At 75.5% G+C, this 26,555-nt stretch carries 24 protein-coding genes and 1 pseudogene; 10 read left to right on the top strand and 15 right to left on the bottom strand.

The window, feature by feature from the left end; translation table 11 throughout:
- Window positions 1-14: 14 nt before the first annotated feature.
- The 5 genes from ZF1_RS18995 to ZF1_RS18975 all read right to left on the bottom strand — a co-directional run bounded on the left by ZF1_RS18995 (window position 15) and on the right by ZF1_RS18975 (window position 4,475).
- On the bottom strand, window positions 15-1,250 hold the full coding sequence (locus ZF1_RS18995; protein ID WP_357439656.1) for an acyl-CoA dehydrogenase family protein: 1,236 nt from the start codon (window positions 1,248-1,250) through the stop codon (window positions 15-17).
- Between the two features lie 152 nt (window positions 1,251-1,402).
- Window positions 1,403-1,468, bottom strand: coding sequence for a putative leader peptide (locus tag ZF1_RS18990; protein ID WP_357439709.1), 66 nt, complete (start codon window positions 1,466-1,468; stop codon window positions 1,403-1,405).
- Between the two features lie 200 nt (window positions 1,469-1,668).
- Window positions 1,669-2,565: an ABC transporter permease gene (locus tag ZF1_RS18985; RefSeq protein ID WP_465878440.1), complete on the bottom strand. Its 897-nt coding sequence runs from the start codon at window positions 2,563-2,565 to the stop codon at window positions 1,669-1,671.
- Window positions 2,555-3,355, bottom strand: coding sequence for an ABC transporter ATP-binding protein (locus ZF1_RS18980; protein WP_357439650.1), 801 nt, complete (start codon window positions 3,353-3,355; stop codon window positions 2,555-2,557). The genes ZF1_RS18985 and ZF1_RS18980 overlap by 11 nt, the downstream gene beginning before the upstream one ends.
- Before the next feature lie 28 nt (window positions 3,356-3,383).
- On the bottom strand, window positions 3,384-4,475 hold the full coding sequence (locus tag ZF1_RS18975) for an ABC transporter substrate-binding protein (RefSeq protein WP_357439642.1): 1,092 nt from the start codon (window positions 4,473-4,475) through the stop codon (window positions 3,384-3,386).
- 667 nt (window positions 4,476-5,142) lie between these two features.
- On the opposite strand from ZF1_RS18975, the gene ZF1_RS18970 reads away from it, so the two are divergent.
- The 9 genes and pseudogenes from ZF1_RS18970 to ZF1_RS18930 form a co-directional block, all read left to right on the top strand.
- Complete coding sequence (locus ZF1_RS18970; protein WP_337825869.1) at window positions 5,143-5,241, top strand: putative leader peptide; 99 nt, start codon at window positions 5,143-5,145, stop codon at window positions 5,239-5,241.
- Window positions 5,242-5,384: 143 nt separating this feature from the next.
- Window positions 5,385-6,638 (top strand): LLM class flavin-dependent oxidoreductase, encoded by a 1,254-nt coding sequence (locus ZF1_RS18965; protein WP_357439640.1) that lies wholly within the window; start codon window positions 5,385-5,387, stop codon window positions 6,636-6,638.
- Window positions 6,635-8,008: an NtaA/DmoA family FMN-dependent monooxygenase gene (locus ZF1_RS18960; protein ID WP_357439637.1), complete on the top strand. Its 1,374-nt coding sequence runs from the start codon at window positions 6,635-6,637 to the stop codon at window positions 8,006-8,008. The genes ZF1_RS18965 and ZF1_RS18960 overlap by 4 nt, the downstream gene beginning before the upstream one ends.
- Window positions 8,005-9,636, top strand: coding sequence for an ABC transporter substrate-binding protein (locus tag ZF1_RS18955; protein ID WP_482637949.1), 1,632 nt, complete (start codon window positions 8,005-8,007; stop codon window positions 9,634-9,636). Before ZF1_RS18960 ends, ZF1_RS18955 begins: the two co-directional genes overlap by 4 nt.
- Window positions 9,633-10,580, top strand: coding sequence for an ABC transporter permease (locus ZF1_RS18950; RefSeq protein WP_346104032.1), 948 nt, complete (start codon window positions 9,633-9,635; stop codon window positions 10,578-10,580). Before ZF1_RS18955 ends, ZF1_RS18950 begins: the two co-directional genes overlap by 4 nt.
- Entirely contained in the window at window positions 10,577-11,476 is a 900-nt protein-coding gene (locus ZF1_RS18945; RefSeq protein ID WP_073574345.1) for an ABC transporter permease, read from the top strand. The genes ZF1_RS18950 and ZF1_RS18945 overlap by 4 nt, the downstream gene beginning before the upstream one ends.
- Window positions 11,473-13,098 carry a dipeptide ABC transporter ATP-binding protein gene (locus tag ZF1_RS18940; protein ID WP_357439633.1) on the top strand — a complete coding sequence of 542 codons (1,626 nt, stop codon included), beginning with the start codon at window positions 11,473-11,475 and terminating at the stop codon, window positions 13,096-13,098. Before ZF1_RS18945 ends, ZF1_RS18940 begins: the two co-directional genes overlap by 4 nt.
- Before the next feature lie 129 nt (window positions 13,099-13,227).
- Window positions 13,228-13,431 (top strand): hypothetical protein, encoded by a 204-nt coding sequence (locus tag ZF1_RS18935; protein WP_208821978.1) that lies wholly within the window; start codon window positions 13,228-13,230, stop codon window positions 13,429-13,431.
- A 267-nt stretch (window positions 13,432-13,698) separates the two neighbouring features.
- A pseudogene (locus ZF1_RS18930) lies at window positions 13,699-14,097 on the top strand (hypothetical protein); the annotation flags it as partial.
- Window positions 14,098-14,192: 95 nt separating this feature from the next.
- On the opposite strand, the gene ZF1_RS18925 reads toward ZF1_RS18930, so the two are convergent.
- From ZF1_RS18925 to ZF1_RS18895, 7 genes are all read right to left on the bottom strand, one after another.
- Window positions 14,193-14,681 carry a beta-class carbonic anhydrase gene (locus tag ZF1_RS18925; RefSeq protein ID WP_379673763.1) on the bottom strand — a complete coding sequence of 163 codons (489 nt, stop codon included), beginning with the start codon at window positions 14,679-14,681 and terminating at the stop codon, window positions 14,193-14,195.
- 262 nt (window positions 14,682-14,943) lie between these two features.
- Window positions 14,944-15,342: a VOC family protein gene (locus tag ZF1_RS18920; protein WP_208821987.1), complete on the bottom strand. Its 399-nt coding sequence runs from the start codon at window positions 15,340-15,342 to the stop codon at window positions 14,944-14,946.
- Window positions 15,343-15,427: 85 nt separating this feature from the next.
- On the bottom strand, window positions 15,428-18,592 hold the full coding sequence (locus ZF1_RS18915) for an arabinosyltransferase domain-containing protein (protein ID WP_482637948.1): 3,165 nt from the start codon (window positions 18,590-18,592) through the stop codon (window positions 15,428-15,430).
- A gap of 50 nt (window positions 18,593-18,642) precedes the next feature.
- Complete coding sequence (locus ZF1_RS18910; protein ID WP_482637947.1) at window positions 18,643-20,184, bottom strand: sulfite oxidase; 1,542 nt, start codon at window positions 20,182-20,184, stop codon at window positions 18,643-18,645.
- A gap of 69 nt (window positions 20,185-20,253) precedes the next feature.
- Window positions 20,254-20,928: a fasciclin domain-containing protein gene (locus ZF1_RS18905; protein WP_482637946.1), complete on the bottom strand. Its 675-nt coding sequence runs from the start codon at window positions 20,926-20,928 to the stop codon at window positions 20,254-20,256.
- A gap of 132 nt (window positions 20,929-21,060) precedes the next feature.
- A complete protein-coding gene (locus tag ZF1_RS18900; RefSeq protein ID WP_482637945.1) occupies window positions 21,061-22,599 on the bottom strand; it encodes a molybdopterin-dependent oxidoreductase in 1,539 nt (512 codons plus the stop codon).
- Between the two features lie 124 nt (window positions 22,600-22,723).
- A complete protein-coding gene (locus tag ZF1_RS18895; RefSeq protein ID WP_208821994.1) occupies window positions 22,724-23,674 on the bottom strand; it encodes a LysR family transcriptional regulator in 951 nt (316 codons plus the stop codon).
- A gap of 206 nt (window positions 23,675-23,880) precedes the next feature.
- On the opposite strand from ZF1_RS18895, the gene ZF1_RS18890 reads away from it, so the two are divergent.
- Entirely contained in the window at window positions 23,881-25,143 is a 1,263-nt protein-coding gene (locus ZF1_RS18890; protein ID WP_482637944.1) for a Glu/Leu/Phe/Val family dehydrogenase, read from the top strand.
- Window positions 25,144-25,237: 94 nt separating this feature from the next.
- Here ZF1_RS18890 and hepT read toward each other — a convergent pair whose 3' ends face one another.
- From hepT to ZF1_RS18875, 3 genes are all read right to left on the bottom strand, one after another.
- Window positions 25,238-25,624: a type VII toxin-antitoxin system HepT family RNase toxin gene (gene hepT, locus ZF1_RS18885; protein ID WP_405416253.1), complete on the bottom strand. Its 387-nt coding sequence runs from the start codon at window positions 25,622-25,624 to the stop codon at window positions 25,238-25,240.
- Entirely contained in the window at window positions 25,624-26,025 is a 402-nt protein-coding gene (mntA, locus tag ZF1_RS18880; RefSeq protein WP_100878195.1) for a type VII toxin-antitoxin system MntA family adenylyltransferase antitoxin, read from the bottom strand. The genes hepT and mntA overlap by 1 nt, the downstream gene beginning before the upstream one ends.
- A gap of 94 nt (window positions 26,026-26,119) precedes the next feature.
- On the bottom strand, window positions 26,120-26,542 hold the full coding sequence (locus ZF1_RS18875) for a DUF5313 family protein (protein WP_062396199.1): 423 nt from the start codon (window positions 26,540-26,542) through the stop codon (window positions 26,120-26,122).
- Window positions 26,543-26,555 lie beyond the last annotated feature (13 nt).

The raw sequence follows: 26,555 nt of genomic DNA, 5'->3' as shown, positions 1-26,555 counted from the left end.
CCCGACCCCGCGGGTCATCGCTTGCCGGCGCTCCAGGCGTAGGGCAGGTCGGTGCCGTTGAGGACGTGGTCCCCGACCGTCTGCAGCTTGTAGATCAGCGGGTTGTGCGTGGAGATCACCCGGGCGTTGCGCCAGTGCCGGTCCAGGCGCAGCTTCTCCGAGGTGATCGACGCGCCGCCGACCTCGAACAGCTGGGTGGTGGCGTCGAGCACGGCCGGGATGACGGCGGCCTGGGCGTGGGCGACGTCGAGCTCCACGCGGTCGAGCAGATCGGGGTCCTCCCCGCCCGCGTCGAGCAGCCGGTCGAGCTGGTCGGCGATGGTCAGCACCAGGGCCCGCGACGACCACGCCGCGGCGGACAGCCGCCCGACGACCTGCTGGACCAGGGGGTCGTGGCGGGGCAGGTCGGCCGCGGCGTGGGTGAAGGTGCGGGTGCGCTCCCGCACCCAGCCGGCGACGTCGTCGGTGGCGCGACGCGCGATGCCGGCGAGCACGGCGAGCTGGACGAGCTGCAGGTAGGACGTGCCCCAGGACCGGCCGGCGGAGCCGTAGCCCGGACCGAGGACCCGGTCGGCGGACACGGCGACGTCGGTGAACACGGTGGTGCCGCTGGCGGTGAGGCGCTGGCCGAAGCCGTCCCAGTCGTCGTGCTGGACGACGCCCTCGGCGTCGCCGTCGACGAGCACCGAGACCCGCTCGCCGTCGAGGTCGGCGGCGACGAGGATGCGGTCGGAGTAGAGGCTGCCGGTCGAGTAGTACTTCGTGCCGTTCAGCCGGTAGCCGCCGTCGCCGTCCGGGGTCAGCGCGGTCCGGTAGCGGTCGATCGCGCCGACGCCGGGCTCGGTGATGGCGTTGCCGACGAGCTCACCCCCGGCGACGGCGGCCAGCCGGGCGTCGCGGTCCGGGCCCGGGGCGGCGAGCAGCAGGTCGTCGACGTACCACCAGTGCACACGCAGCGCCTGGGGCAGGTTCGACTCGGCGGCCGCCAGGTCGACGAGCAGCCGGAACTGCTGGCGGACGGTGGCGCCGTAGCCGCCGAGGGCGACGGGCAGCCGCAGCGCACCGAAGCGTTCGGCGCGCAGGGCGGCGACCTCGTCGTGGGCGAGGGTGCGGCCCTGCTCGCGGGTCACCGCGCCCTCGGCGATCCGGGCGAAGACCGGTGCGAAGACGGCGTCGAGCTGCTCGTCGGTCCAGGCGGTCCGGCCCGCGACGCCGTCGGTGCCGGCGGGGGCGGGGGAGGTGGTGGTCATGAACGGTCCTTCCGGAGAGGGGCGCGCGGCGGTGGGCGACGACGGCGGGGACGCCGGGCGGGGCCACGGCGGGGTGCGCGGGCCCGACGGGCGCGCGGAGCGGGACGGGTGCCGCCCGGGGACGACTCGGGAGGTCGCCTCGGGACGACGGCTCAGGGTCGACAGAGTGCCGCCGCCACGCGCGCGAGGTCGACATGCCCCCGCGTGGTCAGCAGCACCGATCCGGTCACGGTCGCCACGCTAGCCGCCACCCCGGGTGCCGCCCAAGCCTCCGGCGACCCGGATCACTCGCATCCTGCCTGGTGGGAGCCGTGATCACGGCCGTCCGGACAGGTGTCCCGAGGTGTGAGAGATCTACAGTGGACAGTTCGTGTGGATGGACCGGGACGGCGTGCCGATCCTGCGGGCGTCGCCCGGGTCAGACGGTGAGTGCCAGCCCCCGGGCGCGCAGGATCCGTCGCTCCAGCGGGCGGAAGACCAGCAGCTCGACCCCGATGCCGACGATGAGGATCAGCAGGATCGCGGCGAACACCTGCACGATGTCGTTCACGTCGGCGCCGTTCTTCAGGTAGGCGCCGAGCCCCACGCCCAGCGCCGGACCGGCGGCGATGATCTCCGCGGCCATGAGCGACCGCCAGGAGAACGCCCAGCCCTGCTTGCAGCCGGCCAGATAGCCGGGCAGCGCCGCGGGGAGCAGGACGTAGCGGGCCATCCGGTAGCCCGTCGCGCCCAGGACCTGGCCCGCCCGGGGCAGGATCGGCGGCACCTGGTCGATGCCCGCGACCAGGCCGTTCGCGATCGAGGGCACCGAGCCGAGCAGCACCACGAAGAAGATCGTGGCGTTGGTCAGCCCGAACCACAGCACCGCGGCCGGCACCCAGGCCACGGAGGGCAGCGACTGCAGACCGGTGAGCAGCGGGCCGATCGCCGCACGCACCACCGGCACCTTCGCGACCACCACACCGAGCGGGGTGGCGATCACCAGGGCGAGCAGGAAGCCGAGGGCGGCGCGGCTGACCGAGGTCCACAGGATCGACCAGATCTCGCCGCTGGCGACGGTCTCGCCGAACGCGGCGGCCACGTCGGCCGGGGCGGGCAGCTTGTACTCGGGCGTGACCGCCGAGGCCCACACGAGCTGCCAGACCACCACGATCACGACGAGCGCCACCAGCGGCGGCAGCCAGGTCCGCAGGAACCGCTGCCACCACGGTGTCGTCCGCTCGACCGGGGTGTCGAGCGCGTCGAGCCCGGCGACCGCGGCGGCGGAGTCCCGGTCGTTCTCGACGACCGTCATCGAGGAGTCCTCACGCGGCATGGCTGGTGATCACCTGCCGCAGTCGTCCGGTGATGTCGTCGTGCAGCTCGGCCTGGGCCTCGGCGTCGTGGCCGTCGGCGGGCACCGTCCACTCCCGCACCACGGTGCCGGGCCGCGAGGACAGCAGCACCACCCGCTCGGCGAGCCGGACCGCCTCGCGGACGTCGTGGGTGACGAACACGATCGTGGTGCCGGTGGCCCGCCAGACGCGCAGGAGCTCGCCCTGCAGGACGTCGCGGGTGATCGCGTCGAGGGCCGCGAACGGCTCGTCCATCAGCAGCAGCCCGCCGGTGCCCTGGTCCTCGCCGAGACCGGTCGCGGCGGCGAGTGCCCGGGCCAGCGAGACGCGCTGGCGCATGCCGCCGGACAGCTCGTGCGGACGCTTGCCGCCCATGCCCTCCAGACGCACCAGCGACAGCAGCTCCTCGGCGCGCTCCTGCCGGGCCGACCGGCCGTGCCCGGCGAGCCTGAGCGGCAGCTCGACGTTGCGCAGCGCGGTCAGCCACGGCATGAGCGCGGCCTCCTGGAACATGAACGACGGCCGGGCGGACCCCACCGTGACCTCGCCCGCCGTCGGGGCGTCGAGCCCGGCGAGCAGGTTCAGCAGCGTCGACTTGCCGCAGCCGGACGCGCCGAGCACACAGACGAACTCGCCGGCGCCGACCTGCAGGTCGATCCCGTTGAGCGCGGTCACCGCCCCCGGCCCGGTGCCGAAGGTCTTGGCGACCCCGGACAGCGCCACCGCGGTGTCGCGGGTCGGGGGACGTCGGGTGGTGAGGTCGACGGTCATCGGTGGGTTCCCCTCGTGGGTGGTGGTGTCAGTTCCGGGCGAGGCCGGCCGGGTCCACGGCGGCCTCCCCGGAGCTCGTCCGGACCGCGTCGACCGCGGTCGGGTCGAGGAAGCCGGTCAGGTCCGCCTCGCTCTTCGCGATGCCCGCCGTGACCGAGTCCTTCGCCAGCTGCGGGAAGGTCGAGGCGAGCGGGTCGGAGTCGAAGGACAGCTCGGTGAACGCGCGGTCGAGGATGTCGGCCGCCAGCGGCTTGCCGGTGATCTCGCCGATCGCCTCGTTGGAGACGGTCTTCGCCTGCGCCGGGTCGTCACGGATGAGGGCGATGGCCTTCTGCTCGCCGCGCAGGATCGCCTCGACGGTCTCGGGGTGCTGCTGCAGGAACTCGGTCCGGACGATGACGACGGTCGTCGGGAACTTCCCGCCGGGCCACAGGGACTTCTCGTCGACCAGGACCTTCGCCCCGGCGTCGACCAGGCGCGAGCTCCACGGCTCGGGCAGCCAGCCGCCGGCGACCTTGCCCTGCTTGAACAGGTCGAGGGTCTGCGGGTTCTCGATGTTCTGCACCGTCACCGCGTCCGGGCCCTGCCCGATCGGGAGCGTGTTCTCCGACAGCCAGGTCTTCAGCGCGATGTCCTGGGTGTTGCCCAGCTGGGGCGTCGCGATGATCGTGCCCTTGAGCTGCTCGGGCGAGGTGATGTCCGGGCTGGTGACCAGCTGGGCGCCGGCCGAGGTGGAGCCCGCGACGAGGCGCACGGCCTCGCCGCCCGACTTGGTGAACGCGTTGATCGCCGGGCCGGAACCGATGAACGCCACGTCGATCGAGCCGCCGAGCAGGGCGTTGACCTGGTCCGGACCCGCGTTGAACGTCTGGGTGGTGAGCGTCGTGCTCCCCAGCTCGGCGGCGAACAGGCCCTGCTTCACGCCGACCAGCGCGGGGGCGTGGGTGATGTTCGGGAAGTAGCCGAGGCGGACCTCGGTCGCGGGGGAGGTGGCGCCCGCGGCGGTGGTGCTCTCCTCGGCGCGGGAGCAGCCGGCCAGCAGCCCGAGCGCGGTGAGCAGCGCGAGCAGGACGGCGGCGGTGCGCGCCCGGGATCCGGGGCGCAGGACGTGCGGGGACATCGCGGAACGGGGTCCTTCCGTGGGGGCGGGCGGTCGGGGACGACCGCGGCGCGCCGGGGCCGGCCGGCCGGGGAGGGCGTGCCGGGGTGCGGGACGGGTGACGGGCCGGAGTGGTGTCCGGCGGGCGGTTCCCGGTCCGGCGGGTGCGTCGCACGCCGGGGGCGTGGCGTGACGGCCTGCGGGACGGGGACCGGTCAGCGACAGAGTTCGCTGTAGGCGGGGGCGCGCCGGCTCGGCCAGAACGGCTCGAGGCCGGTCGGGCGCAGGGGCACCGCGTGCCACGCGGTGCGCGTCTGCCGCTGGGGGACGGGGGCCGTCGCGTCCCCCACGAGCCGTGCGGTGCGCGAGGGCCGCCGCTGGCTCGTCGTCACCCGTCCAGGGTGCGCGGTGGTCACCTCTCCGGACAACCCGGAGTCCACCAACCAGGAACGGCCGCGGGCTGTCCGGACACCTTCCGCGGCATCCGGGTGGTGATTCCGCAGGTCGGGAGACCTGCTGCGGTGCGGGTCACTCGATCGCGATGCGGGTTGACACCGTCGGGCACCGGATACCTACAGTCGGGACGCACACCATCCGGAGCGGCCGAGAGACCCGGCTCGACGACGCCGCAGCAACCCCCCGCAGCACGCGGGTGCGGGTGCTCCAGCCGGGTCCGATGGAGGATCCCATGCGCACCGTCGCCGAGCAGGTGCGCGCCGCGCACCATCCCCGGTACCGCCGCCACGTCGACCTGATGCGGGTCGCGGGCGCCACCTGTCGGATCTGACCGGCGTCCTGCCGGGCGCCCCCGCCCACCCGACCCGCCCCGGCCGTCCACGACGGCCCCCGTCCCGGCCGCCGCGTTCCGCGCCGCCCCGACGTCCTCTTAGTCCCGTCGTGCCCCCCCGGGCGACGAGAAAGCGATGCCGTATGTCCACATCGGACACCACCACCGGCCCCCTGCACCTGGCCGTCGCCCTCGACGGCGCAGGCTGGCACCCCGCCGCCTGGCGCGACCCCGCCGCACACCCCCGTGGGCTGTTCACCGCCCGCTACTGGACCGACCTGGCCCGCACCGCCGAGCGCGGGCTGCTGGACCTGGTGACGATCGAGGACGCACTCGGCCTGCAGTCCGGGGACCACCTGAGCGGCGCCGGCCGGCGCACCGACCGGGTGCAGGGACGCCTCGACGCCTCGCTGGTCGCCGCCTTCCTCGCTCCGACGACGTCGCGGATCGGGCTGGTCCCGACCGTCACCACCACCCACACCGAGCCGTTCCACGTCGCGTCCGCGCTGTCGACGCTCGACCACGACAGCCACGGCCGCGCCGGGTGGCGGGTGCAGACCTCGGTCCGCGCCGACGAGGCCGCCCACTTCGGGCGCCGCAGCGTCCCCGGCCTGCGCCGTGCCGACCTCGGCACCCCGGCCGCCCGCGAACTCGTCGCCGAGCTGTTCGGCGAGGCCGCCGACGCCGTCGAGGTCGTGCGCAGGCTCTGGGACTCCTGGGAGGACGACGCCGAGATCCGCGACGCCCTGACCGGGCGCTTCGTCGACCGTGACAAGCTGCACCGGGTCGACTTCGCCGGGGAGCACTTCGGCGTCGCCGGGCCGTCGATCGTGCCGCGCCCGCCGCAGGGCCAGCCGCTGGTCGTGTCGCTGGCCCACGGCTACGACCCGGCGCTGCTCGCCGCCCGGGTCGGCGACGTCGTGTTCACCACACCGCACGACGCCGACGACGCCGCGCGCATCGTCGCCCAGGTCCGCTCCGCGGAGGCCGCCGCGGACCGCACCGCGCCGCCGCTGCGGATCCTCGGCGACGTCGTCGTGGTACTGGCCGGCACCGAGCGCGCCGCCCGCGAGCGGCTCGCCCGGCTCGACGCACTCGAGCCGCTCTCCTCCGACGCCGCGGTCCTCGCCACCACCCCCGCCGGGCTCGCCGACACCCTGCTGTCCTGGCGCCGCGCCGGGCTCGACGGCTACCGGCTGCGCCCGGCCGTCCTGCCGACCGACCTCGACGCCGTCGTCGACGGCCTGGTCCCCGAGCTGCAGTCCCGCGGCGCGTTCCGCACCGCCTACGGCGAGACCACCCTGCGCGAGCGCTTCGGGCTGCCCAGGCCCGCCAGCCGCTACGCCGCCGGGGCCGGGTCCGCCGCCGTCCCGACCTTCTCCGGAGCCACCGCATGAGCAACAGGAAGCAGATCGTGCTCGGCGCCTACTTCCCGGGCGTCAACCACGACACCGTCTGGAGCGACCCGGCCTCGGGCAGCCACATCGCCTGGGAGTCGTTCGAGCACTGGGCGCGCACCGCCGAGCGCGGGCGCCTCGACCTGCTCTTCCTCGCCGAGGGGCTGCGGCTGCGCACCCGCGGTGGGGAGATCTTCGACCAGGACGTTCTCGGACGCCCGGACACCTTCACCGTGCTCGCCGCGCTGGCCGCGGTCACCGAGCACATCGGTCTGGCCGGGACGATCAACTCGACCTTCAACGAGCCCTACGAGCTGGCCCGGAAGTTCGCGACGTTGGACATCCTCTCCGGCGGGCGCGCGGCGTGGAACGTCGTCACCAGCTCCGACGCCCCCACCGGCGAGAACTTCCGCCGCGGTGCCTACCTCGGCCACCGCCAGCGCTACGAGCGCGCCGGGGAGACCCTCGCCGCGGTCCGCGCGCTCTGGGACTCCTGGGGTTCCGACGCCGTCGTCGCCGACCCCGCGTCGGGCACCTTCCTGCGCGACGGCCACGTCGGCGACTTCGCGGTCTCGGGGAACCAGTTCGACATCGCCGGGCGCTTCACCACCCCGCGCAGCCCGCAGGGCCACCCGGTGGTGCTGCAGGCCGGCGAGTCCCCCGCCGGTCGCGACTTCGCCGCCGCGTCCGCCGACGCGATCTTCTCCCGGTACCAGAAGTTCGACGAGGCCCGCGCCTTCTACGACGACGTCAAGGCCCGGGTCCGCACGGCCGGCCGGGACCCCGACGAGGTGCGGATCCTGCCCAGCGCCGGCGTCGTGCTCGGCGACACCGACGCCGAGGCCCGCGAGCGTCACGCGCACATCCACGACCGGCAGGTCGACCCGTGGACCTCGATCGTGCTGGCCGAGATGGTCTGGAACCGCGACCTGTCCGGCTACGACCCGGACGGGCCGCTGCCCGACGTCGAGCCCACCCCCGAGGCCCCGACGTGGATCGAGGGCCGGGCCCCGCTGACCCAGGACGCGCACGCGACCGTCGCCGCCTGGCGCGAGCTCGCGCAGGCCCACGGGTACTCGCTGCGCGAGACGGTCAAGCACGTCTTCGACCGCGCGGTGTTCGTCGGGACCCCGGAGCACGTGGCCGACGAGATCGACCGCTACGTGCAGAACGACGCCTCCGACGGGTTCATCCTCGGCTCCCACGTCAGCCCGTCCGGGCTCGACGAGGTCGTCGACCGGGTCGTGCCGATCCTGCAGGAGCGCGGGGTGTTCCGGACCGACTACACCCCGGGCGCCACGCTGCGGGAGAACCTCGGGCTCGCGCACCCGTCGCGTTTCGGCGAGCGCCGTGCGGCGGTGGCGTCGTGAGGCGCCGGTTCCGGCTGTGGCGGGACCTGCCCGCCGGCCGCTCGGCCGTGCTGCTCGCCGCCACCGCGCTCACCCTGACCGCCTGCGGCTCCGGCGCCGGTGGCGCCGCCGCCGACGCGGGCCCGCCGCAGCCGGGCGGGACGCTGGTGGTCGCGGTGTCCTCGGACCAGGGCTGCGCCGACCCGCAGCAGGTGCAGAGCAACGACTCGATCTACTCGCTGCGCCAGGTCGTCGACTCGCTCACCGACCAGGACCCGTCCACCGGCGCGATCGTGCCCTGGCTGGCGACCCGCTGGTCGTCGAACGCCGACGCCACCGCCTGGACGTTCACCCTGCGCCCCGGCGCCACCTTCTCCGACGGCGCGCCGGTCGACGCGGCCGCGGTGAAGACGAACCTCGACCGGGCGGTGCAGCTGGGCGCCCGCGGCAGCCTCCCCAAGGGCTACCTGGCCGGGTACACCGGCACCGACGTCACGAGCCCCACCGAGTTCACCGTCCGGTTCTCCAAGCCCAACGTGCAGTTCCTGCAGGGCACCTCCACCCACAGCCTCGGCCTGCTCTCCCCGGCCGGCGCCGTCCGCTCCGACGACGAGCGCTGCGCCGGCGTCGTCGGCTCCGGTCCGTTCACCCTCGAGCGCTACGCCAAGAACGACGTCACCGGGCTCGCGAAGCGGGCCGGCTACGACTGGGGCTCGCAGCTGTTCACCCACTCCGGCGAGGCCTGGCTCGACCGGGCCGAGTTCCGCGTCGTCCCCGAGTCCGGGGTGCGGGCGGGCAGCGTGCAGTCCGGCGAGGTCGATGCGATCGCGAGCGTCGGCCAGCAGGACGAGGCCCCGCTCACCGGGGCCGGGGTCCAGCTCCCGGCCCGGCCGAACCCGGGCCTGCCGTTCGGGATCACGTTCAACCAGGGCACCCCGCTCGGCGCCGACGCCGCCGTCCGCGAGGCGGTGAGCCGGGGCATCGACCGCAACGAGGTCGTCGCCGCGGTCTACCCGACCCAGACGCGGGCGGCGACGAGCCCGCTGTCGTCGACGACGCCGTCCTACGCCGACCAGTCCGCGCTCGTCGGCTACGACCCGGCGGCCGCGACCGCCGCGCTCGACCGCGCCGGGTGGGTGCCCGGCCCGGACGGCATCCGCGCGAAGGGCGGGCAGCGGCTGACCGTGCCGCTGACGTTCGCCCAGAACATCGGCACCACCAAGCCCGCGCTGGAGCTGATCCAGCAGCAGCTGCGCCGGATCGGGATCGACGTGGCGCTCCGCGAGATCCAGATCGCCGAGACCCAGGCCGTCCTCGACGGCGGGGACTTCGTCGCCGCGTGGGGCAACCTGACCCGGGCCGACCCGGACATCCTGCGGTCGACCTACGGCACCGACGGGACCAACCGCTACCGGCTGCCCGCCGGGCCGCTGCAGGCTCCGCTGGCGGAGCAGGCCGCCACGGTCGACCCGGCGCGACGCGCGGCACTCGCCGGGCAGGCGCAGAAGCTGCTCGCCGAGCGGTTCGACACCGCGCCTGTCGTCGAGCTCACCACCGTGCTCGGCGTCGGCCCGGACGCCCACGGCGTCGCGTTCGACGCGTCCTCGCGCATCCAGCTGCACGACGCCTGGAAGTCCGACGCGCGATGACCGTCCCCTACCTGCTGCGCCGCCTCGGGCTCGCCGCCGTCGTGCTGTGGGCGGCGTGGACGGTCAGCTTCATCGTGCTCTACCTGCTGCCCGGCGACCCGGTCGCGACCATGGCCTCGGGCGACGGCGAGCCGGTGTCGCCGTCCGAGCTGGACGCCCTGCGTGCCCGCTACGGCCTCGACCAGCCGCTGCCGGTGCAGTACGTGACGAAGCTCTGGGCGGCGCTGCACGGCGACCTCGGCACGTCGTTCGCCAGCGGGCAGGACGTGCGGACCGCGGTCGCGCAGGCACTCCCACCGACCCTGCAGATCGCCGCCGCCGGGCTGCTCGTCGCCGTCGTCGGCGGCACCGCGGTCGCGCTCGCCGCGACCTGGGCCCGGACGCCGTGGCTGCGGCAGGTGCTGGCGTCGCTGCCGTCGCTGGCCGTGTCGCTGCCGGTGTTCTGGGTCGGGCTGATGCTGGTGCAGCTGTTCTCGTTCTCCCTCGGCTGGCTGCCCTCGGTCGGCGACCGCGGACCGGAGTCGCTGATCCTCCCGGCGGTCACCCTCGGCCTCCCGACCGGCGCGCTCGTCGCCCAGGTGCTCGCGAAGAGCCTCACCCAGGCGCTGGACTCGCCGTACGTCACGACCGCCCGCGCCAAGGGGGTCGGCGCGGCCGCGGTGCACCTGCGCCACGCGCTGGGCAACGCCGCGATCCCCGCCCTCACCGTGCTCGGCTACGTCGTCGGGAACCTGCTCGCCGGGTCGGTCGTCGTCGAGACGGTGTTCACCCGGCCCGGCCTGGGCCGGCTCACCGTCGCCTCGGTCGGGGCGCAGGACATCCCTGTCGTACAGGGCATCGTGCTGTTCGCGGCGCTCGCCTTCGTCGTGGTCAACCTGCTCGTCGACCTGGCCTACCCGCTGCTCGACCCGCGGGTCGCCGTCGCCTCCGGGAGTACCCGATGACCCTGCTCGACCGCGCCCCCCTCGCCGCGCCCGGCGTCCGCGACACACCGCCCCCGGCCGGTCGACGGCCGCGGGCACGGCTCGGGCGGTTCCTGCGCTCCCGGCCCGGGCTGGTGCTCGCCGGGGCGGTCGTGCTGCTCGTGCTGACCGCGGCGTTCGTGCCGTCGCTGCTCGCGCCCGGCGACCCCGCGGTCGGTGACACCGCGCGCCGGCTCGCCCCGCCCGGGCCCGGCCACTGGTTCGGCACCGACCACCTCGGCCGCGACGTCTGGACCCGGGTCGTGCACGGCGCCTCGCTGTCGCTGCAGGCCACCGTGATCGCGGTCGCCGTCGCGCTCGTCGCGGGCGGGCTGATCGGGCTGCTCGCCGGGTTCGCCGGCGGCTGGGTCGACGAGGTCCTCATGCGCGGCGTCGACGTGCTGCTCGCGATCCCCGCGATCCTGCTGTCGCTGGCCCTGATCACCGCGCTCGGCTTCGGGACGGTGAAGGTCGCGATCGCGGTCGGCGTGGCGAGCGTCGCGAGCTTCGCCCGGGTGATGCGCGCCGAGACCCTGCGGGTGCGCCGCGCCCTCTACGTCGAGGCCGCCCGCGCGGTCGGCACCCGCTGGTACGTCTCGCTGTGGCGGCACGTGCTGCCGAACGCGGCCGGGCCGGTCGTCGTGCTCGCGGTGCTGGAGTTCGGCCTGGCGATCCTGGCGGTGTCCGCGCTGAGCTTCCTCGGCTACGGCGCCCCGCCGCCCGCCTCGGAGTGGGGCTCGCTGGTCGCCGACGGCCGCAACTACCTGGCCGTCGCCTGGTGGGTGTGCGCGATGCCCGGCCTGGTCATCGCCGCGACCGTCCTGTCGGTCAACCGCATCTCCCGCGCCCTGGACGGCGAGTGGGGGCGGTCCGCATGAGCGCCCTGCTGCAGGTCGAGGGCCTGGAGGTCACCTACGCCGGGAGCGGGGGGACGGTGCACGCCGTGCGCGGGGTCGACCTGACCGTCGCACCCGGGGAGGTCGTCGCCGTCGTCGGGGAGTCCGGGTCGGGCAAGACCACACTCGCCGCCGCGGTGCTCGGGCTGCTGCCCACCGCCGGTGCCGTCGCCGCGGGCACCGTCTCCCTCGACGGCACCACCCTCACCGGGCTGTCCGAGCGCGCGTACCGGTCGGTGCGCGGCGCCCGGATCGGGCTCGTCCCGCAGGACCCGGGCGTCGCGCTGAACCCGGTCCAGAAGGTCGGCGTGCAGGTCGCGGAGGTGCTGCGCACCCACGGGCTCGCCGACCGCCGCTCCGCACCGGCCCGTGCCGTCGAGCTCCTGGGGCAGGCCGGTCTCGACGAGCCGGGGACCCGCGCCGGGCAGTACCCGCACCAGCTGTCCGGCGGGATGCGCCAGCGCGTGCTCATCGCGATCGCCATCGCCGCCGGGCCCGCGCTGGTCGTCGCCGACGAGCCGACCAGTGCGCTGGACGCGACCGTCGCCCGGCGGATCCTCGACCACCTCGACACGCTGCGCCGCGACCTCGGCACCGCGCTGCTGCTGATCACCCACGACCTCGCCGTCGCCACCGACCGGGCCGACCGGATCGTCGTGATGCGGCACGGGCGGGTCGTGGAGCAGGGCACCCCGGCCGAGCTGCTCGCCGGGGCCCGCGACCCCTACACCCGGGAGCTGCTCGCCGCCGCCCCCGGTCTCGCGCTCACCGCCCCGCCGGTGCTGCCGCCCGTCGACACGGCGGGGACCCCGGTCGCCGAGGTCCGCGACCTGGTGAAGGAGTTCCCGCTGCCCCGCGCCCGCGGCTCCTGGACGCGGCGCACCCACCGCGCCGTGGACGGGGTGTCGTTCACGATCGCCCGCGGCGAGACCGTCGCGCTGGTCGGGGAGTCCGGATCGGGCAAGTCGACGACGGCGCGGCTGCTGCTGCGCCTGGAGGACCCCACCTCCGGGCAGGTGCTGCTCGGCGGCGACGACGTGACCCGCGTCCGCGGTGAGGCGTGGCGGGCCCTGCGCCGCCGCGCCCAGCTGATCTACCAGAACCCCTACGCCTCGCTGGACCCCCGGTTCACCGTCCGGGAGATCGTCACCGAGCCGCTGCGGGCGTTCTCCGTCGGTTCGGCCGCCGAGCAGGCCGATCGTGCCGCGGAGCTCGTCGACCGGGTCGCGCTCCCGTCGGGGACGCTCGACCGGCGGCCGGGGGAGCTGTCCGGCGGGCAGCGTCAACGCGTCGCGATCGCCCGGGCGCTGGCGCTGTCGCCGGACCTCGTCGTCGCCGACGAGCCGGTGTCCGCGCTCGACGTCTCGGTGCAGGCCCAGGTGCTGGAGCTGCTCGCCGAGCTGCAGGAGCGCGACGGCCTGTCCTACCTGTTCATCTCCCACGACCTCGCCGTGGTCCGGCGGGTCGCGCACCGTACCGGCGTCCTGCGCGACGGACGGCTCCGCGAGCTGCGGCCCACCGCGGAGCTGTTCGACGACCCGCGCGACGAGTACACCGCAGAGCTGCTCGCTGCGATCGCCGGTAGGAAAGCCGGGGTGTCGTGAGCCGATACATCGACACCGTCCTGTCCCGGCGGCGTCACATCGACTACGTGCGGATCTCCTCGACGCTGTGTCGGCCGGTCGATCGTCCCGACGGATCGACACCGACACCTCGTCACCAGGAGACATCCCATGAGCGTTCCGACCCTGCCCACCGCTGATCCGGGAACCCAGCTGCTCGACGGGCTCGACGCCCTCGTACGTCGCCACCGCGCGCTGCGCGGTGGTGGCGACCCCGGCAACGACGCCCTGCACGCCGAGCTGATCACCGCCGAGGTGGCCCAGCAGCTCGCGGCGGCCCGTTCCGCGTTGCGCCGCCGCCCGCGCGTCGCCTGACCCGTCCCGCCGGGACGCGGCACGCCCGTCGCGTCCCGGCGGACCCGGGACGACACCGGGATGCAGCTCGGGGGGCGCAGGGTGACCCGGGGCGTCCGCCGGGCTGCCTCGCGGCGGGCGCGGGAGCGCGGCGGGGTGCCATCGGGCCGTCCGGCGTGCGGGCCATCGCCGGACGCGATGCTGCTCAGGACGTCGTGATCCGGCCGAGGACGGCCACGGTGCGGGCCCGCTCGGCGCGTCGCCCAGCGGGCTGACGCCGCCAACGACGCGTGGGAGGCCGCGGTCGGCCGCCCCGCCGACGACGACCCGGGGCGGCGCCACGTGCTGTGGCAGCTGGGGGCCGACCCCGCGGCGCGGGCCCGGTTCGAGCCGGATCCCGGCCCGGCGGCGCTGTCGTGCCCCGGCCCCGGACCCGACGAGCTGCTCGCCGCACTGCACCGCCGGTTCCGGATGGCCTGGGACCTCGCCCCCACCGATCCGGGCACCCGCGGGGTCCGCGACGCCCTGCGCGCCGACGCCCCGGAGCGGGCGCCGCTGTGGGAGTGCCGTGGCGTCGGCGCGTTCGGGCGGCCCCGGGCGCGTCTGGGCGGCGTCGACCGGACCGCCTACCTGCTCGGTGAGGCCGGGGTGCCGGGTGCGGCGATCCTGGCACTGCTGCCGTCCTGACCGGCTGCCGCCCTGACCCGCTGCCCGCGCACCCCTCGCGCGGCCGTCGCACCCGCCGCGACGGGTGCGACGGCCGCACGCGGGGTGCGACGGGGCTACTTCACCTCGTTCAGCCGCCCGGTCGCGACGTCGAACACGAAGCCGCGGACGGCGTCGGTGCGCGGGACGAACGGGTTGGCCCGGATCCGGGCGACCGACTGGCGCACATCGGCGTCGAGGTCGTCGAACGCCTCGGCGGCCCACTGCGGCTTGATGCCGGTCTCGTCGCGGATGGAGGCCTTGAACCCGTCGTCGGTGAAGGTCAGCATCCCGCAGTCGGTGTGGTGGATGAGCACGATCTCCTCGGTCCCCAGCAGGCGCTGGCTGATCGCGAGCGAGCGGATCGCGTCGTCGGTGACCACACCGCCCGCGTTGCGGATGACGTGGGCGTCGCCCTCGTTCAGACCGAGGATGCGGTAGACGTCCAGCCGGGCGTCCATGCAGGCGACGACGGCGACCTTGCGGGCCGGCGGCAGCGGGAGCGGGCCGGAGAAGCTCTCGGCGTAGCGGGCGTTGTTCTCGAGCAGTTCGTCGGTGACGGACACGGGGTCCTCCGGAGTGGGCGGTCGGTGGCGCGGGCGTCGTACCCGCGCACGGGGCACGGGGCGGCCACGCGGCGACCCCACGGGGTCGCTACGCGGCCCACCGACAGAGCTCGTCGAACGCCACGACGCGCCGGCCCGGCCAGAACGGCTCCATCAGCGTGCGCATCACCGCATGATTCGATCGCGATACCCGGTCCGGAGCAAGGAACCGTCCACCGGCTGGGCGGGGTGCGGGGCGTGTCCGGACACTCCCCGCACCGGCTCACTCCGGCCCGGTGAAGAACTCCAGGGCGATGTTGTCCGGGTCGCGGAAGGAGACGCCGCTGCCGTAGTGCGCCTTCTTGACGCCCTCGTGGGCGATGCCCAGGTCGGTCAGCTTCTGCGCCCACTGCTCCAGCTCGGCGTGCGAGCCGACCGCGAAGCCGACGTGGTCGAGGCCGGTGCGCTCCTCGTCGAACGGCTCGCCGGACTCGCGGCCCTGGTGGGTGTGCAGACCGAACAGCATCCCACCGTCGAGGGCGAAGACGGTGTGGTGGAAGCGGCCGCCCTCCTCGTCCTCGTCCAGGACGGGCTCGGCGCCGAACAGCGCCGCGTACCAGCGCGTGCTGCGTTCGAGATCGCTGACGGTCAGGGCGACGTGCTGCAGACCGGGGAAGGCCACGGTGTCCCTCGCTTCGTTGCGTGCGGGTGTCCGCATGTGTCTATCAGCCGGATGCGGCCGCGGGGCCCCTCCGACCGGAGGGTCGTCACGGTGCCGGAAGGGCCGGGTACCCGATCGGGGTCCGGTCGCCCTCCCAGCCCCAGCGGCGCACCGGGACCGAGGTGACGTCGTAGGCGTCGACGGCGAGGTCGGTGTCGATCCGGGTGATCGAGCCCCAGTCGGCCTGGTCCGGGTCGTCGGCGGTGTCGATCCGGGTCGCGACGACCTGCTCGGTGGTGGTGCGGCGCATCGCCGCGAAGCTGCCCCCGGCGACGTCGGCGAACGACACGTCCACGGCGAACCCGAGCGACGACGGGCCCAGCACCAGGTAGCGCGGGGTCTGCACCAGCCCGGCCCGGACGGCGGGCAGGTCGCGCAGGCAGGGCGCCGACCAGAGGATCGACCAGTCGACGTAGACCGGGCCGTCGGCGTCGCGCAGCATCGGCACCACCGGCGCCGGGGTGATCATCCGCGGGGCGGCGGCGGCCACCCAGCCACCCGGCCCGACGGCGGTGTCGACGGCGTGCACCCGCACCCGGTCGACGTCCGCCGGGAACGCGGAGACGGGCACCCGCACGGTGCGCCAGCCCGGCCGGTCCAGCGGCACGGCCTCCTGCACCCGCTCGGTGGGGTAGGTGCCGCGGGCACCGGTCGCGGTGTCGTCGAGCGACACGCGTCCGTCCGGGCCCGGCGACCCGGCCCGGGCGTACTCCAGCTCCAGGGTGTTGCCCTGCCCGGTCCGCCCGGCGACGTCGACCGACAGCACCCGGTCGCCCGGTCCCGGCGCGACGGCGAACCATCGGGTGCGGAGCTCGCCGGTGGTGCCCGGGCCGCCGTCGAGACCGCCCCAGGCGAGCCCGCCGCGCGGCGGGTCGTCGACCCAGCCGCGGCCCTCGGTGAACCCGGTGAGGGTGTCGGCGCCGCCGGCGGCGGGCAGCGCGCCCGCGTCGACCGGGACCGTGACGTGGTCGAGGATCCCGCAGGTGTCGCGGCCGGTCAGCTCGCTCCACATCTGTCCGCCGACGCTGTAGCCCCCGCCCTGGCGCACCGGGGCGACGACGAAGGACGCCACCACCACCGACACCCCGGTGACCAGGGCGACCACCACGATCCCGGCGGGCAGCGCCGCCGCGGCCCGGGCCGCGGAGTCCCGCCGTGTCCGGTGTCCCCGGCGTCCCGACCGGTGTACCGCGACGGCGGACACGGCCGGCACCGCCGCCGCCACCACGGCCCACACCGCGGGCGAGTTCAGCGGCGCGAACGGCCCGTCGGCGCGCGGCACACCCCAGCCCGACCACAGGAACCACTCGTTGCGTCCGGAGAAGGCCAGCGCGACCAGCACGACCCCCGCCAGGGTGCCGGCGGCGGCCGCGCCGCGCACGGTCGGGTCGGCGGGCCGCCGGGCCGAGGTCACCACCAGCACCGCCCCCGCGGCGACGGCGAGCGCCCCGGTCCCGGCGAGCGTCCCGAAGTAGTGGGTCCACTTCGACGGCGCCGGGGTGAGCAGCACGAACCCGAGTGCGAGTCCGGCCAGGGGGACCGGTGTCCACCGCAGACCGGGGCCCCACCGGTGCGCGCCGCGCGCGACCAGCGGCAGCGCCGCGACCAGCATCGCGACGGCGAGCAGCACCGGCACCCGGCGGCCGAGGCCGCCCTGCTCGGTGCCGAACCCCAGCAGGTAGCTCCAGCGGCGCAGCTCCTGGAACCACGGTGTGGCCGGGCCGTAGAACTGGTGCATCTCGGTGGCGCGCGCGACCGTGTACAGGCTCTGCCCGGTGAAGACGGGGGTGAGCCCGGCCGCGGCGATCCCGGCCGCGGCGACGGTCGCCGCGACCCCGACGGCGAACCCCCCGCCGCCGTGGCGGGTGACCCGCCGCCACAGCGCCGGGAGCAGCAGCACCAGCGGACCGGCGACGGTCACCGCCGACGGCGTCACCGCCAGTGCCAGCCCCGAGGCCAGGGCGGCGGCCGCGGTCCACGTCCCGCCGCGGCGCCCGGGCCGGGCGGCGGCGCGCAGCGCACAGCACAGCGCCGCGGTCGTCGCGAGCGCCGCGAACGGCTCCGGGCGGACCCCGAGGTTCAGCGGCAGCCACCACGCCAGCAGCGCGACGCCGAGCGTGCCCCGCACCCAGGCCCGGCGGTGGTGGCGTGCCAGCACCGCGGGCAGCGCGACCCGCGACAGCAGCAGCCACACCGCGATCCCGGCGAGCACCGAGGGCACGCGCAGCACCAGCGGCCCCACCCCGGTCTCGGCCAGCGCCCGGACCAGGCGGATCACCAGCGTGTACGGCGCCTCCGAGGCGTTGCCCCAGCGGTAGACGTTGCCGAAGTCGCCGGTCGCGGTGCCGGTCGCGTTGCGCGCGATCGCCTCGGTGAAGCCGTCGTCGGTGGACAGCGGCCCGAGCACCGTCCACACCGCGAGGGTGACGATGACGAGCACGTCCGCGGCGGCCCGCCCGATCCCGGCCGGGGTGCCCACCGCGGCCAGCCGGGCCCGCCGGAGCCGGGCTGCGCCACGGCGGCGCCGGAACCGGTCACCGGCCAGGCGGGCCAGCAGCACCGCGGCGACGGCGGCGGCGAGCCACTGCAGCCCGATCAGCACGGTCTTGGCCGGTGACGACGCGGCGGCGAACCAGTCCGCGGTGCGCGCGGTGACCCGCAGGCCGTCGGCGTCGGCGGGGGAGAGCTGGGTGGTGAACGCGGCGACCGCGCGCACGACGTCGCCGGGGAAGGCACGCGGGGCGCCGTCGCCGAGGGTGACCCGGGACCCGGCCTCGTCGGTGTCGAGGACCAGCCCGCAGTCGTCGCCGGGCGGGACGGGGGCGCGCAGCAGCTCACGGCCCCCGACCTGGACCCGCAGCTCCCCGCCCGGTCCGGTGAGCACGGCGAACCCGATCCCGGTGGCACCGGGCCGCTCCGAGGCCACGACGGTCGTCGCCGTCCCGGTGTCGGCGGAGCGGGCCTGCGCGGCGCGCAGCACCCGGCAGCCGACGTCGACGCGTACCGCCTCCGGTGCGTAGGGCTGGAACGCCGCCGTCGTCGACACCGGCTGCTCGCCCGCCCGGGGCCAGGTCACGGTCGTGCTGCGGGTGTCGACGGGGGCGAACGGCACCAGCGCGGCGAGCAGGCCCGCGAGCAGGCCGGCGAGCAGGGTCGCGACCACCAGGCGGCGGGGGACGGACGGCGGGGCGGGGTGGTCTGAGGGGTGCATCGACTTCCGGATCGACTCGGCGGGGGAGCGCGGCGGGGCCGGCCCGCCCGTCAGACCGCGGTGACCGGCACCGTGTGCCGGCCGGTCGCGCCGTCGGGGATCGAGACCTGTTCCCGTTCCGTCTGCACCGTGCCGGTCCGGTCGGTCGCGCGCACGCGCAGGGTGTGCTCGCCGGGTCCCAGTTCGATCTCGGTGCGCCACATCCGCCAGGTGTCGGCAGCGACGTCGGCGCCGAGGCGGGCCGGGACCCAGGTCCCGCCGTCGACGGCGACCTCGACCCGGGTGATGCCGACGTGCGGCGCCCACGACGTCCCGGCGACGACGACCCGCCCGGCCGGGACCGACGCCCCGGCCGCCGGGGTGTCGATGCGGGACTGGGTCTTCACCGGGCCCTCGCGGGCCCAGCCGCGCTCGGCCCAGTACGGGGTGGCCGCGTCCCAGGTGGTCACCTCGATGTCGGTGATCCACTTGCAGCCGGAGACGTAGCCGTAGAGGCCGGGGACGACCATGCGCACCGGGAAGCCGTGCTCGACCGGCAGCGCCTCGCCGTTCATGCCGAACGCGAGCAGGGCGTCGCGGCCGTCGGTGACGACGTCGACCGGGGTGCCGGTGGTGAACCCGTCGACGCTGGTGGACAGCAGCTGCTGGGCCCCGGGTCCGACCCCGGCCTCGGCGAGCAGGTCGGCCAGGCGCACCCCGGTGAACCGCGCGTTGGAGATCAGCGCGCCGCCGACCGGGTTGGACACGCACACCATCGTGATCGGCACCTCGACGACCCGGCGGGCCCGCAGCTGGTCCAGGGAGAGGGTCAGCTCGCGCTCGACCATGCCGTGCACCCGCAGGGTCCACGACGCGGTGTCGACCCGCGGGACCTGCAGCGCGGTGTCGATCCGGTAGAAGTCCGCGGTCGGGGTCAGCCAGGCCGGTGCGCCCGGCAGGGTCGCGTCCGGCGGGAGCGCCGGTACCGGCGGGGCGGGCGGCAGCGCGAGTGCCGCGGGCCCGGACGTCGACGGCGCGGCGGCGAGCAGCCGCCCGGCGACGGTCGCCCCCAGCGACACGACGGCGACCCCGCCGGCCAGCGAGAGGGCCCGCCGGCGCGACAGCGGCGCGGCGGCGCCCAGGCCGTCCCGGGCCGCCCGGGTGAACGCGGCGTGCACCGCGAGGAACACCGTCGGCCCGACGAGGAGCGCCACGGCGGGGGCGAGCAGGTCGACCGGCCGGAACGCGGGCGCGAGCACCGTGGTGACCAGGGCGGTCACCCCCATCGCGACGACGACCGCCACGCCCGGGGCGGGTCGTCGCCGGGCCAGGAGCCCGGCGGCCACGGCCAGCCCGGTGAGCACCAGCGCCATCCCGGTCAGCAGCGCGAGCTTGTCGGCGGTGCCGAACGTGGCGATCGCGAACTGCTTCAGCCACTCCGGGGTCAGCCGGACGAACTGGTCGCCGACGGTGAGGAACGGCGACGACGCCGGCGCCACCAGCCCCGCGACGAGGTCGCCCACGGCGAGGGCCGAGCCGACGCCGAGCAGGCCGGTGACCACCGCCCGCGGCCGGGTGAGGGACTCGGCGGGGCGGATCGGGGTCGCGGTCACACCAGGGTGTTCGTACGACGACGGGCCCGGGGTTCGCACCCCGGGCCCGTCGTGTCGTGCTTTCGGTCGTCAGCTCTTGGGCATGAGGACCTTGTCGATCACGAACACGGTGGCGTTCGCGGTCGGGATGTTGCCGCAGAGGATGTTGGCGGTGTTGCCCTGCCCGTCGGTGACGGTGGGGGCCTCGGCGGTGCCGCCGATGGTGAGGTCACCGCCGGCCAGCTCGGTCAGGGTCTTCTTCTCCACGATGCCCGCGGCGTCCAGGCGCTCCGGGGTCACGTGGTAGGAGAGCAGGCCCTGCAGCGCGGTGGTGTCGGCCAGCAGGGCGTTGAACTTCTCGTCGCCGAGCTGCTTCTGCACCGCGGTGAAGGCGTCGTTCGCCGGGGCGAAGACGGTGATGCCCTGCTGCTGGTTCAGGGTGTCGGCCAGGCCGGGGACCTTGCCGACGGCGGTGACCAGCGTGGTCAGCAGCGGGTTGGTGCTCGCGGCGGTGGCGACCGGCTGCGGGCCCATCGAGTTCAGCGAGCCGGGCTCGTCGCCCTGCGGCAGCTGGCTGCAGGCCGGGCCGAAGACGTCGTCGTTGGTGGTGACGCCGTCGGCGGCGGCGGTGGTCGCCGGGGCCGAGGAGGAGGCCGGGGCCGCCGCGGGCGGGGCGGAGGTGTCGCTGCCGCCGCCACAGGCGGTGAGGCCGAGCGAGAGGGCGGCGAGCAGGCCGACGGTGGCGAGGGTGCGAGAGGCGCGCATGGCTGAATTCCCTTTCGAGGAAACTGTCTGTCCTGTGTGGACTGTCGATGAGTTGTTCGGGCTGTGGGGCCGGGCGGTTCGGGGTTTCCGGGAGATTTCCGGATCTTTTTTCCGAGAGCCTCGGGAATCGGTTCAGACGACGGTGACGATGGTGCTGGGCCAGCCCGTCGCGCCGTCCGGGATCGGTTCGACGCGGACGTCGGTCTGGACGAGCCCGCGGCGGTCGGTGGCGCGGGCGGTGAGGGTGTGGCTGCCGGGGGAGAGGTCGAGCTCGGCCCGCCACATCCGCCAGGTGTTCGGGTTGACCTCGGTGGCCAGCTCGGCGCGCACCCAGGGGCCGTCGTCGGCGCGGACCTCGACGGCGGTGATCCCGACCGGCTGCGCCCACGCGACCCCGGCGACCTGCACACGTCCGGCCGGGAGCTTCGAGAACCCGACCGGGGCGTCGATGCGGCACTGGGTCTTGATCGGGGCGCGCTCGGCCCAGCCCCGGTCGCGCCAGTAGACACTGCGCTCGGCGAAGGTCGTCAGCTCGATGTCGGCGAGCCACTTGGTGGCCGAGACGTAGCCGTAGAGGCCGGGGACGACCATGCGCACCGGGAAGCCGTGCTCGACCGGCAGCGCCTCGCCGTTCATGCCGAGCGCGAGCAGCGCGCCGCGGCCGGGCTCCAGCACGGTCGCGGTCGGGGTGCCCGCGGTCCAGCCGTCGCGGCTGGTCGAGACGATCTGGTCCGCGGACGGGTCGACGCCGGCCTCCAGCAGCAGCGGGGCCAGCTCGACGCCGACGAAGTCCGCGGTGGACACCAGGTTCCCGCCGACCGTGTTGGACACGCACGTCATCGTGATCGTGCGTTGCACCAGCGGGCGTCGCAGCAGGTCGTCGACGGTGAGGACGAGCTCGCGCCCGACCCGGCCGTGCACCCGCAGCGACCAGTCCTCGGCCCGGACCGCGGGGATCGTCAGGGCGACGTCGATCCGGTAGAAGTCGGCGTTCGGCGTCACGAACGGGACGGTGCCGAGCTGGGGGAACGCGGCCGACGCGGGCACCGGCGGGGCGGTCTCGGCGAGCGTCGCCGCGGCCAGCCTGCCGGTCAGCGCGGCCCGCGAGGCCGCGATCCCGCTGCCCGAGGAGGACAGCGCCAGGCCGGCCCCGCCCGCGACGAGCGTCCCGGCGGCGACGGCGGCCGAGGCCCCGGCGAGCACGGTGCGCCGGGGGACCCCGTCACCGCTCGCGCCGCTCTCGGCGCGGGTCCCACCGGGACGGCGGGCGAGGCGGTCCAGCCCCCGCTGCACCACCACGCCCACCACCAGTGCGACGACCGGCGCGGCCAGGTCGGTCGCGGTCGGCACCGGACCGGTCAGCACCGCGGCCACCGCGAGCAGCCCCAGCGCGGCGACGGCCGCGGTCCCCACCGCGGGCCGTCGTCGCGCCGCGAGCCCGGCCAGTGCGCCGAGCAGCCCCAGCAGCACACCGATCCCGGCGAGCAGGACCGGCTTGTCGGCCGTCCCGAACGCGGACTTGGCGAACTCCACGACCGGCTGCGGCGAGAGCCGCACGACCGCGTCGCCGACGGCCACGAAGGGCGACGACGCCGGTGCCACCAGGGCCGCCACGAGATGCCCCGATGCCACTGCCGCGGCGATCGCCAGCAGTTCCACCAGGATCGCCACGGAACGCGACGGAAGGGCCAGGGGCCCGTTTCCCTCGGTCCGGTTCTCAGTCAGCACGACCGTTCTTCGGAACCGGCGGCGGAAACGGTTCGACCGGGTTCCGACGATTCCGCCGCGGAACGGGTCAGGCCAGGCCGAGCGAGTCCGGCTGCACCGGGATCGGGGCGTCGGCGCCGAGCCCCTTCTGCGCCGCCGCGGTCCGGACGGCCTCGATCACCAGCGGCAGCGCGGCCCGTCGTGCGGTGGTGGTGCGGTAGGCCAGTGACACCGTGCGGGTCAGGGCGTCGCCGAGCGCGACGATGTCGACCCCCGGCGGGCGCAGCGCCAGGCCCAGGTCGGTCACCAGGGTGACGCCGAGCCCGGCCGCGACCATCGCCATCGCGGTGGCCTGCTCCTCGACCTCGTGGTCGATCCGCGGCTCGAAGCCCGCGCTCTGGCAGGCCAGCCGGGCCGCCTGCCCGAAGTGCGACCGGGCGGGCGACACGATCCACGGGTGCTCGGCCAGCTCCGACAGCATCACGCTCGCGGCCGGCACGGCCCCGGCGGGCACCGCCGCGTAGACCCGCTCGACGGCGATGACCGCCCGCTCCAGGCCCTTGTCCCACGTCATCGGATAGTTCGAGTAGTCGATGACGAACGACAGGTCGAGCTCGCCGTCGCGCACCGCGGCCGCGGTCTCCTCCGGGGCGAGCTCGCGGGTGCGGACCTCGACGCCGGGGTGGCTACGGGCCAGCGCGGTCAGCGCGTCGGGCAGCAGGCCCGAGGCGACCGAGGCCCACACCCCGGCGGTGAGCTTGGCCGCAACGGTCTCGCCCGCCTCCTCCAGGGCCTGGGTGGCGCGCTCGACCGAGGCGAGGATCTCCTCGGCGTGCTCGGCCAGCAGGACCCCGAGGTCGGTGAGCTGGACCCGGCGACCTCTCCGTTCGAACAGGCGGGTCCCGACGTCGCGCTCGAGCTGCGCGAGCTGCTGGGACACCGCCGACGCCGTGTAGTGCAGCGCGGTCGCCGCCGCCGTGATGGTTCCCCGCCGGTGCAGCTCGCGCAGCATCCGCAGCCGAGACAGGGACAGCTCCATGTCGCCGAGCCTATTGCGCTGTGCAGGAACGGTGAACAGCGCCGTGAATGATCCGTAAATGGACGCGGGACCGGGTGCGACCCCAACCTGGGGCCACCGGTCGGGAACGACGGCGGCCGGGGGACGACGAGGTCCGCGATGTCGACGAGACCGGAACGGCCCCTGGCGGCGACGACCGGTGCAGCACGAGCAGGAGGTGGGTCGCCATGACGACGATGCAGAACCCGGCCGGGGGCACCCCGCAGACGGCGGCCACGGCCGCCCCGTACGTCGCCGGCGCCCCGGCGCCCACCGTCGCTCCGGTCGTCCGCCGCCCCGAGCCGTACATGCGCCTGCAGTGGAACGACGCCGTGACCGGCGCCGTCGGCTACCTGGTCGTGCACACCCTGCGGGCGGGCCTCGCCACCGGCGGCACCCGGATGCGGGCCGGCTGCACGTTGTCCGAGGTCGAGGACCTCGCACGCGGCATGGCCAACAAGACCGCCACCTTCGACCTGCCGATCGGCGGGGCCAAGGGCGGCATCGACTTCGACCCGAAGGACCCGCGCGCCGTCGAGGTGCTCGAGCGGTTCTGCGAGGCCATGCGCCCCTGGATCGACGCGCACTGGGTGACCGCGGAGGACCTCGGCGTCCCGCAGCACCTGATCGACGAGGTCTTCGAGAAGATCGGCCTCGGCCAGAGCTACCACGCCGCGATCAGCCGTGCCGCCGACCCGGCCGCCACCCTGGAGCGGGTGCGCACCGGGCTGACCGCCGAGGTCGACGGCGGGTTCGAGCTGGGCGACGTGATCGGCGGCTACGGCGTCGCGCACGCCTGCCTGGCCTCCGCGGTGTCCTGGGGCCAGATCCCGGCCGACACCACGGTCGCGATCCAGGGCGTCGGCACGATGGGCGGTGCGGCCGCCTACTACCTGTACGAGGCCGGGATGAAGGTCACCACGCTGGCCGACGCCGCGGGCACCCTGCACTGTGCCGACGGCCTCGACGTGCCCGCGCTGCTGGACCTGCGCGACGGCTTCGGCGAGATCGACCGCACCCGGCTGCCCGCCGGTGTCGAGCAGCTCCCGCGCACCGCGATCCTCTCCGCCGAGGTCGACATCCTGGTGCCGGCCGCGATCTCCTACGCGATCACCCCGGACAACTCCTACGACGTCCGCGCCCGCGTGGTCGTCGAGGCCGCGAACGCCGCGACCACCCCGGAGGCCGAGGCCATGCTCGCCGCCCGCGGCGTGCCGGTGCTGCCGGACTTCGTCGCCAACGCCGGTGCGGTCGCCTGGGCCTGGTGGCTGCTGCTCGGTGAGGTCGACGACGACCCGCAGAACTCCTTCGACCGGCTGCGCACCGTGATGCACGCCAAGGTCGCGCAGCTGCTGGCCGCGTGGACCGAGGACGGCGTCACCCCGCGCGAGACCGGGCACCGCTGGGCCGACGACCCCGCCCCGACCACCGGGCCGGTCGTCATCCCCTGACCCGCTCCACCCGCGGCGCCCCGTGACGCCGCGCGGCACCCGTGCACCGGGGCCGCGCGCCGGGACGGGGCGCCGCGGCGTACCCGGGGGCCCGTCAGCCGGCGAGGGCGGCGATGCGGGCGGCGAAGGCGCCCAGATCGTCGAGACCGCCGTCCCGGATGCTGCGGGCGAGCAGGTCGTCGTCGACCTCGGCGTAGAGGTGCACGATGAGGTTGCGCGCCCCGGCGAGCGCCACCATCCGGCCGGCGAGCCCGTCGTCGAGCACCCCCACCTCGGCGAGCACGCGGAAGGCGTCGCCGTAGTCCCGCGGGGTCCGGTGGCCGTCGGCGGCGATGACGTGGTTGGCCAGGTCGATGCAGATCTGCGCGGCCGTCTGCACCAGGTGACGACGGCGGAACGGGTCGGGGGCGTCCTCGGCGAGCAGGTCCCGGTAGTGCTCCAGCATCACCAGCAACCGGCGCACGCGGTCGGCGTCGACCATCAGCGCAGCCCTTCCCTCGCGACACGGGCGAGGAAGGAACGGGTCGTCTCCTCCAGGACGGGGCGGAACTCGATCCAGCGCATCCGGGCGTCCACCTCGAACCGGACCCGTGCGACCTCGTCGGCGCTGAACAACAGCCGGCCGGACTCCGCGACCCGGCCGCGCAGCTCGAGGCCCGCCCGCCCGAGGTCGACGACGTCCACCCCGGTCCCGAGCCGGGCGGCCAGGTCGGCGGCGAGCAGCTCGGTGGCGACGGGCGCCGGCTCACCGGCGAACAGCACCGCCACGTCGTGGTCGCTGTCCGGCCGCGCGGTCCCGGTGGCGCGCGACCCGAACAGGTAGGCCACCGCGACGTCGTGCGCGGTGAACACCGGGCCGAGATCGGGATCCACGACGGTCATCGTGGCACACCCCCGTGTCCCGTCGTGGGCATCGACCCGGCCCGGCCCGACGGCGCGGCGTGACCGCGGCCGGGGCCCGCCGCGGCGGGGGTACTCAGCCCCGGCGGTCGTCCCGGTCGCGGTCCGCCCCGAACTCCCGGTCGTGGCGCAGCCGGGCGTCGACGTGCTGCTCGGCGCGTCGCGCCTCCCGGGTCGACGCGGCCGCCCCCACCGGGTAGCCGGCCTTCATCACCCGGGTCTCGCACGCCTCGACCACGTAGACCATCGAGTAGAAGTAGCCGATCACCGCGCCGGAGGCGATGGCGCCCAGCCGCACCCACGCCGGTCCGGGCACCACCAGGAACAGCAGGACCAGCAGCGGGATCAGCTGGACCGTCGTGCGGAGGAGGTGGCGCAGCACCCAGGTGCGGGTCGTGACGTCGTGCAGCACCCAGCGCCGGTTCCGGACCGGCAGCCGGGCACCGAAGGCGTAGGCCACCCAGCGGAACGGGTTCGGACGGCGGATCCGGTCGTCCATCGGACGTTCCCCC

This window comes from Pseudonocardia sp. ZF1 (genome assembly GCF_056835605.1).
This window is presented reverse-complemented; position numbering and strand designations above follow the sequence as displayed.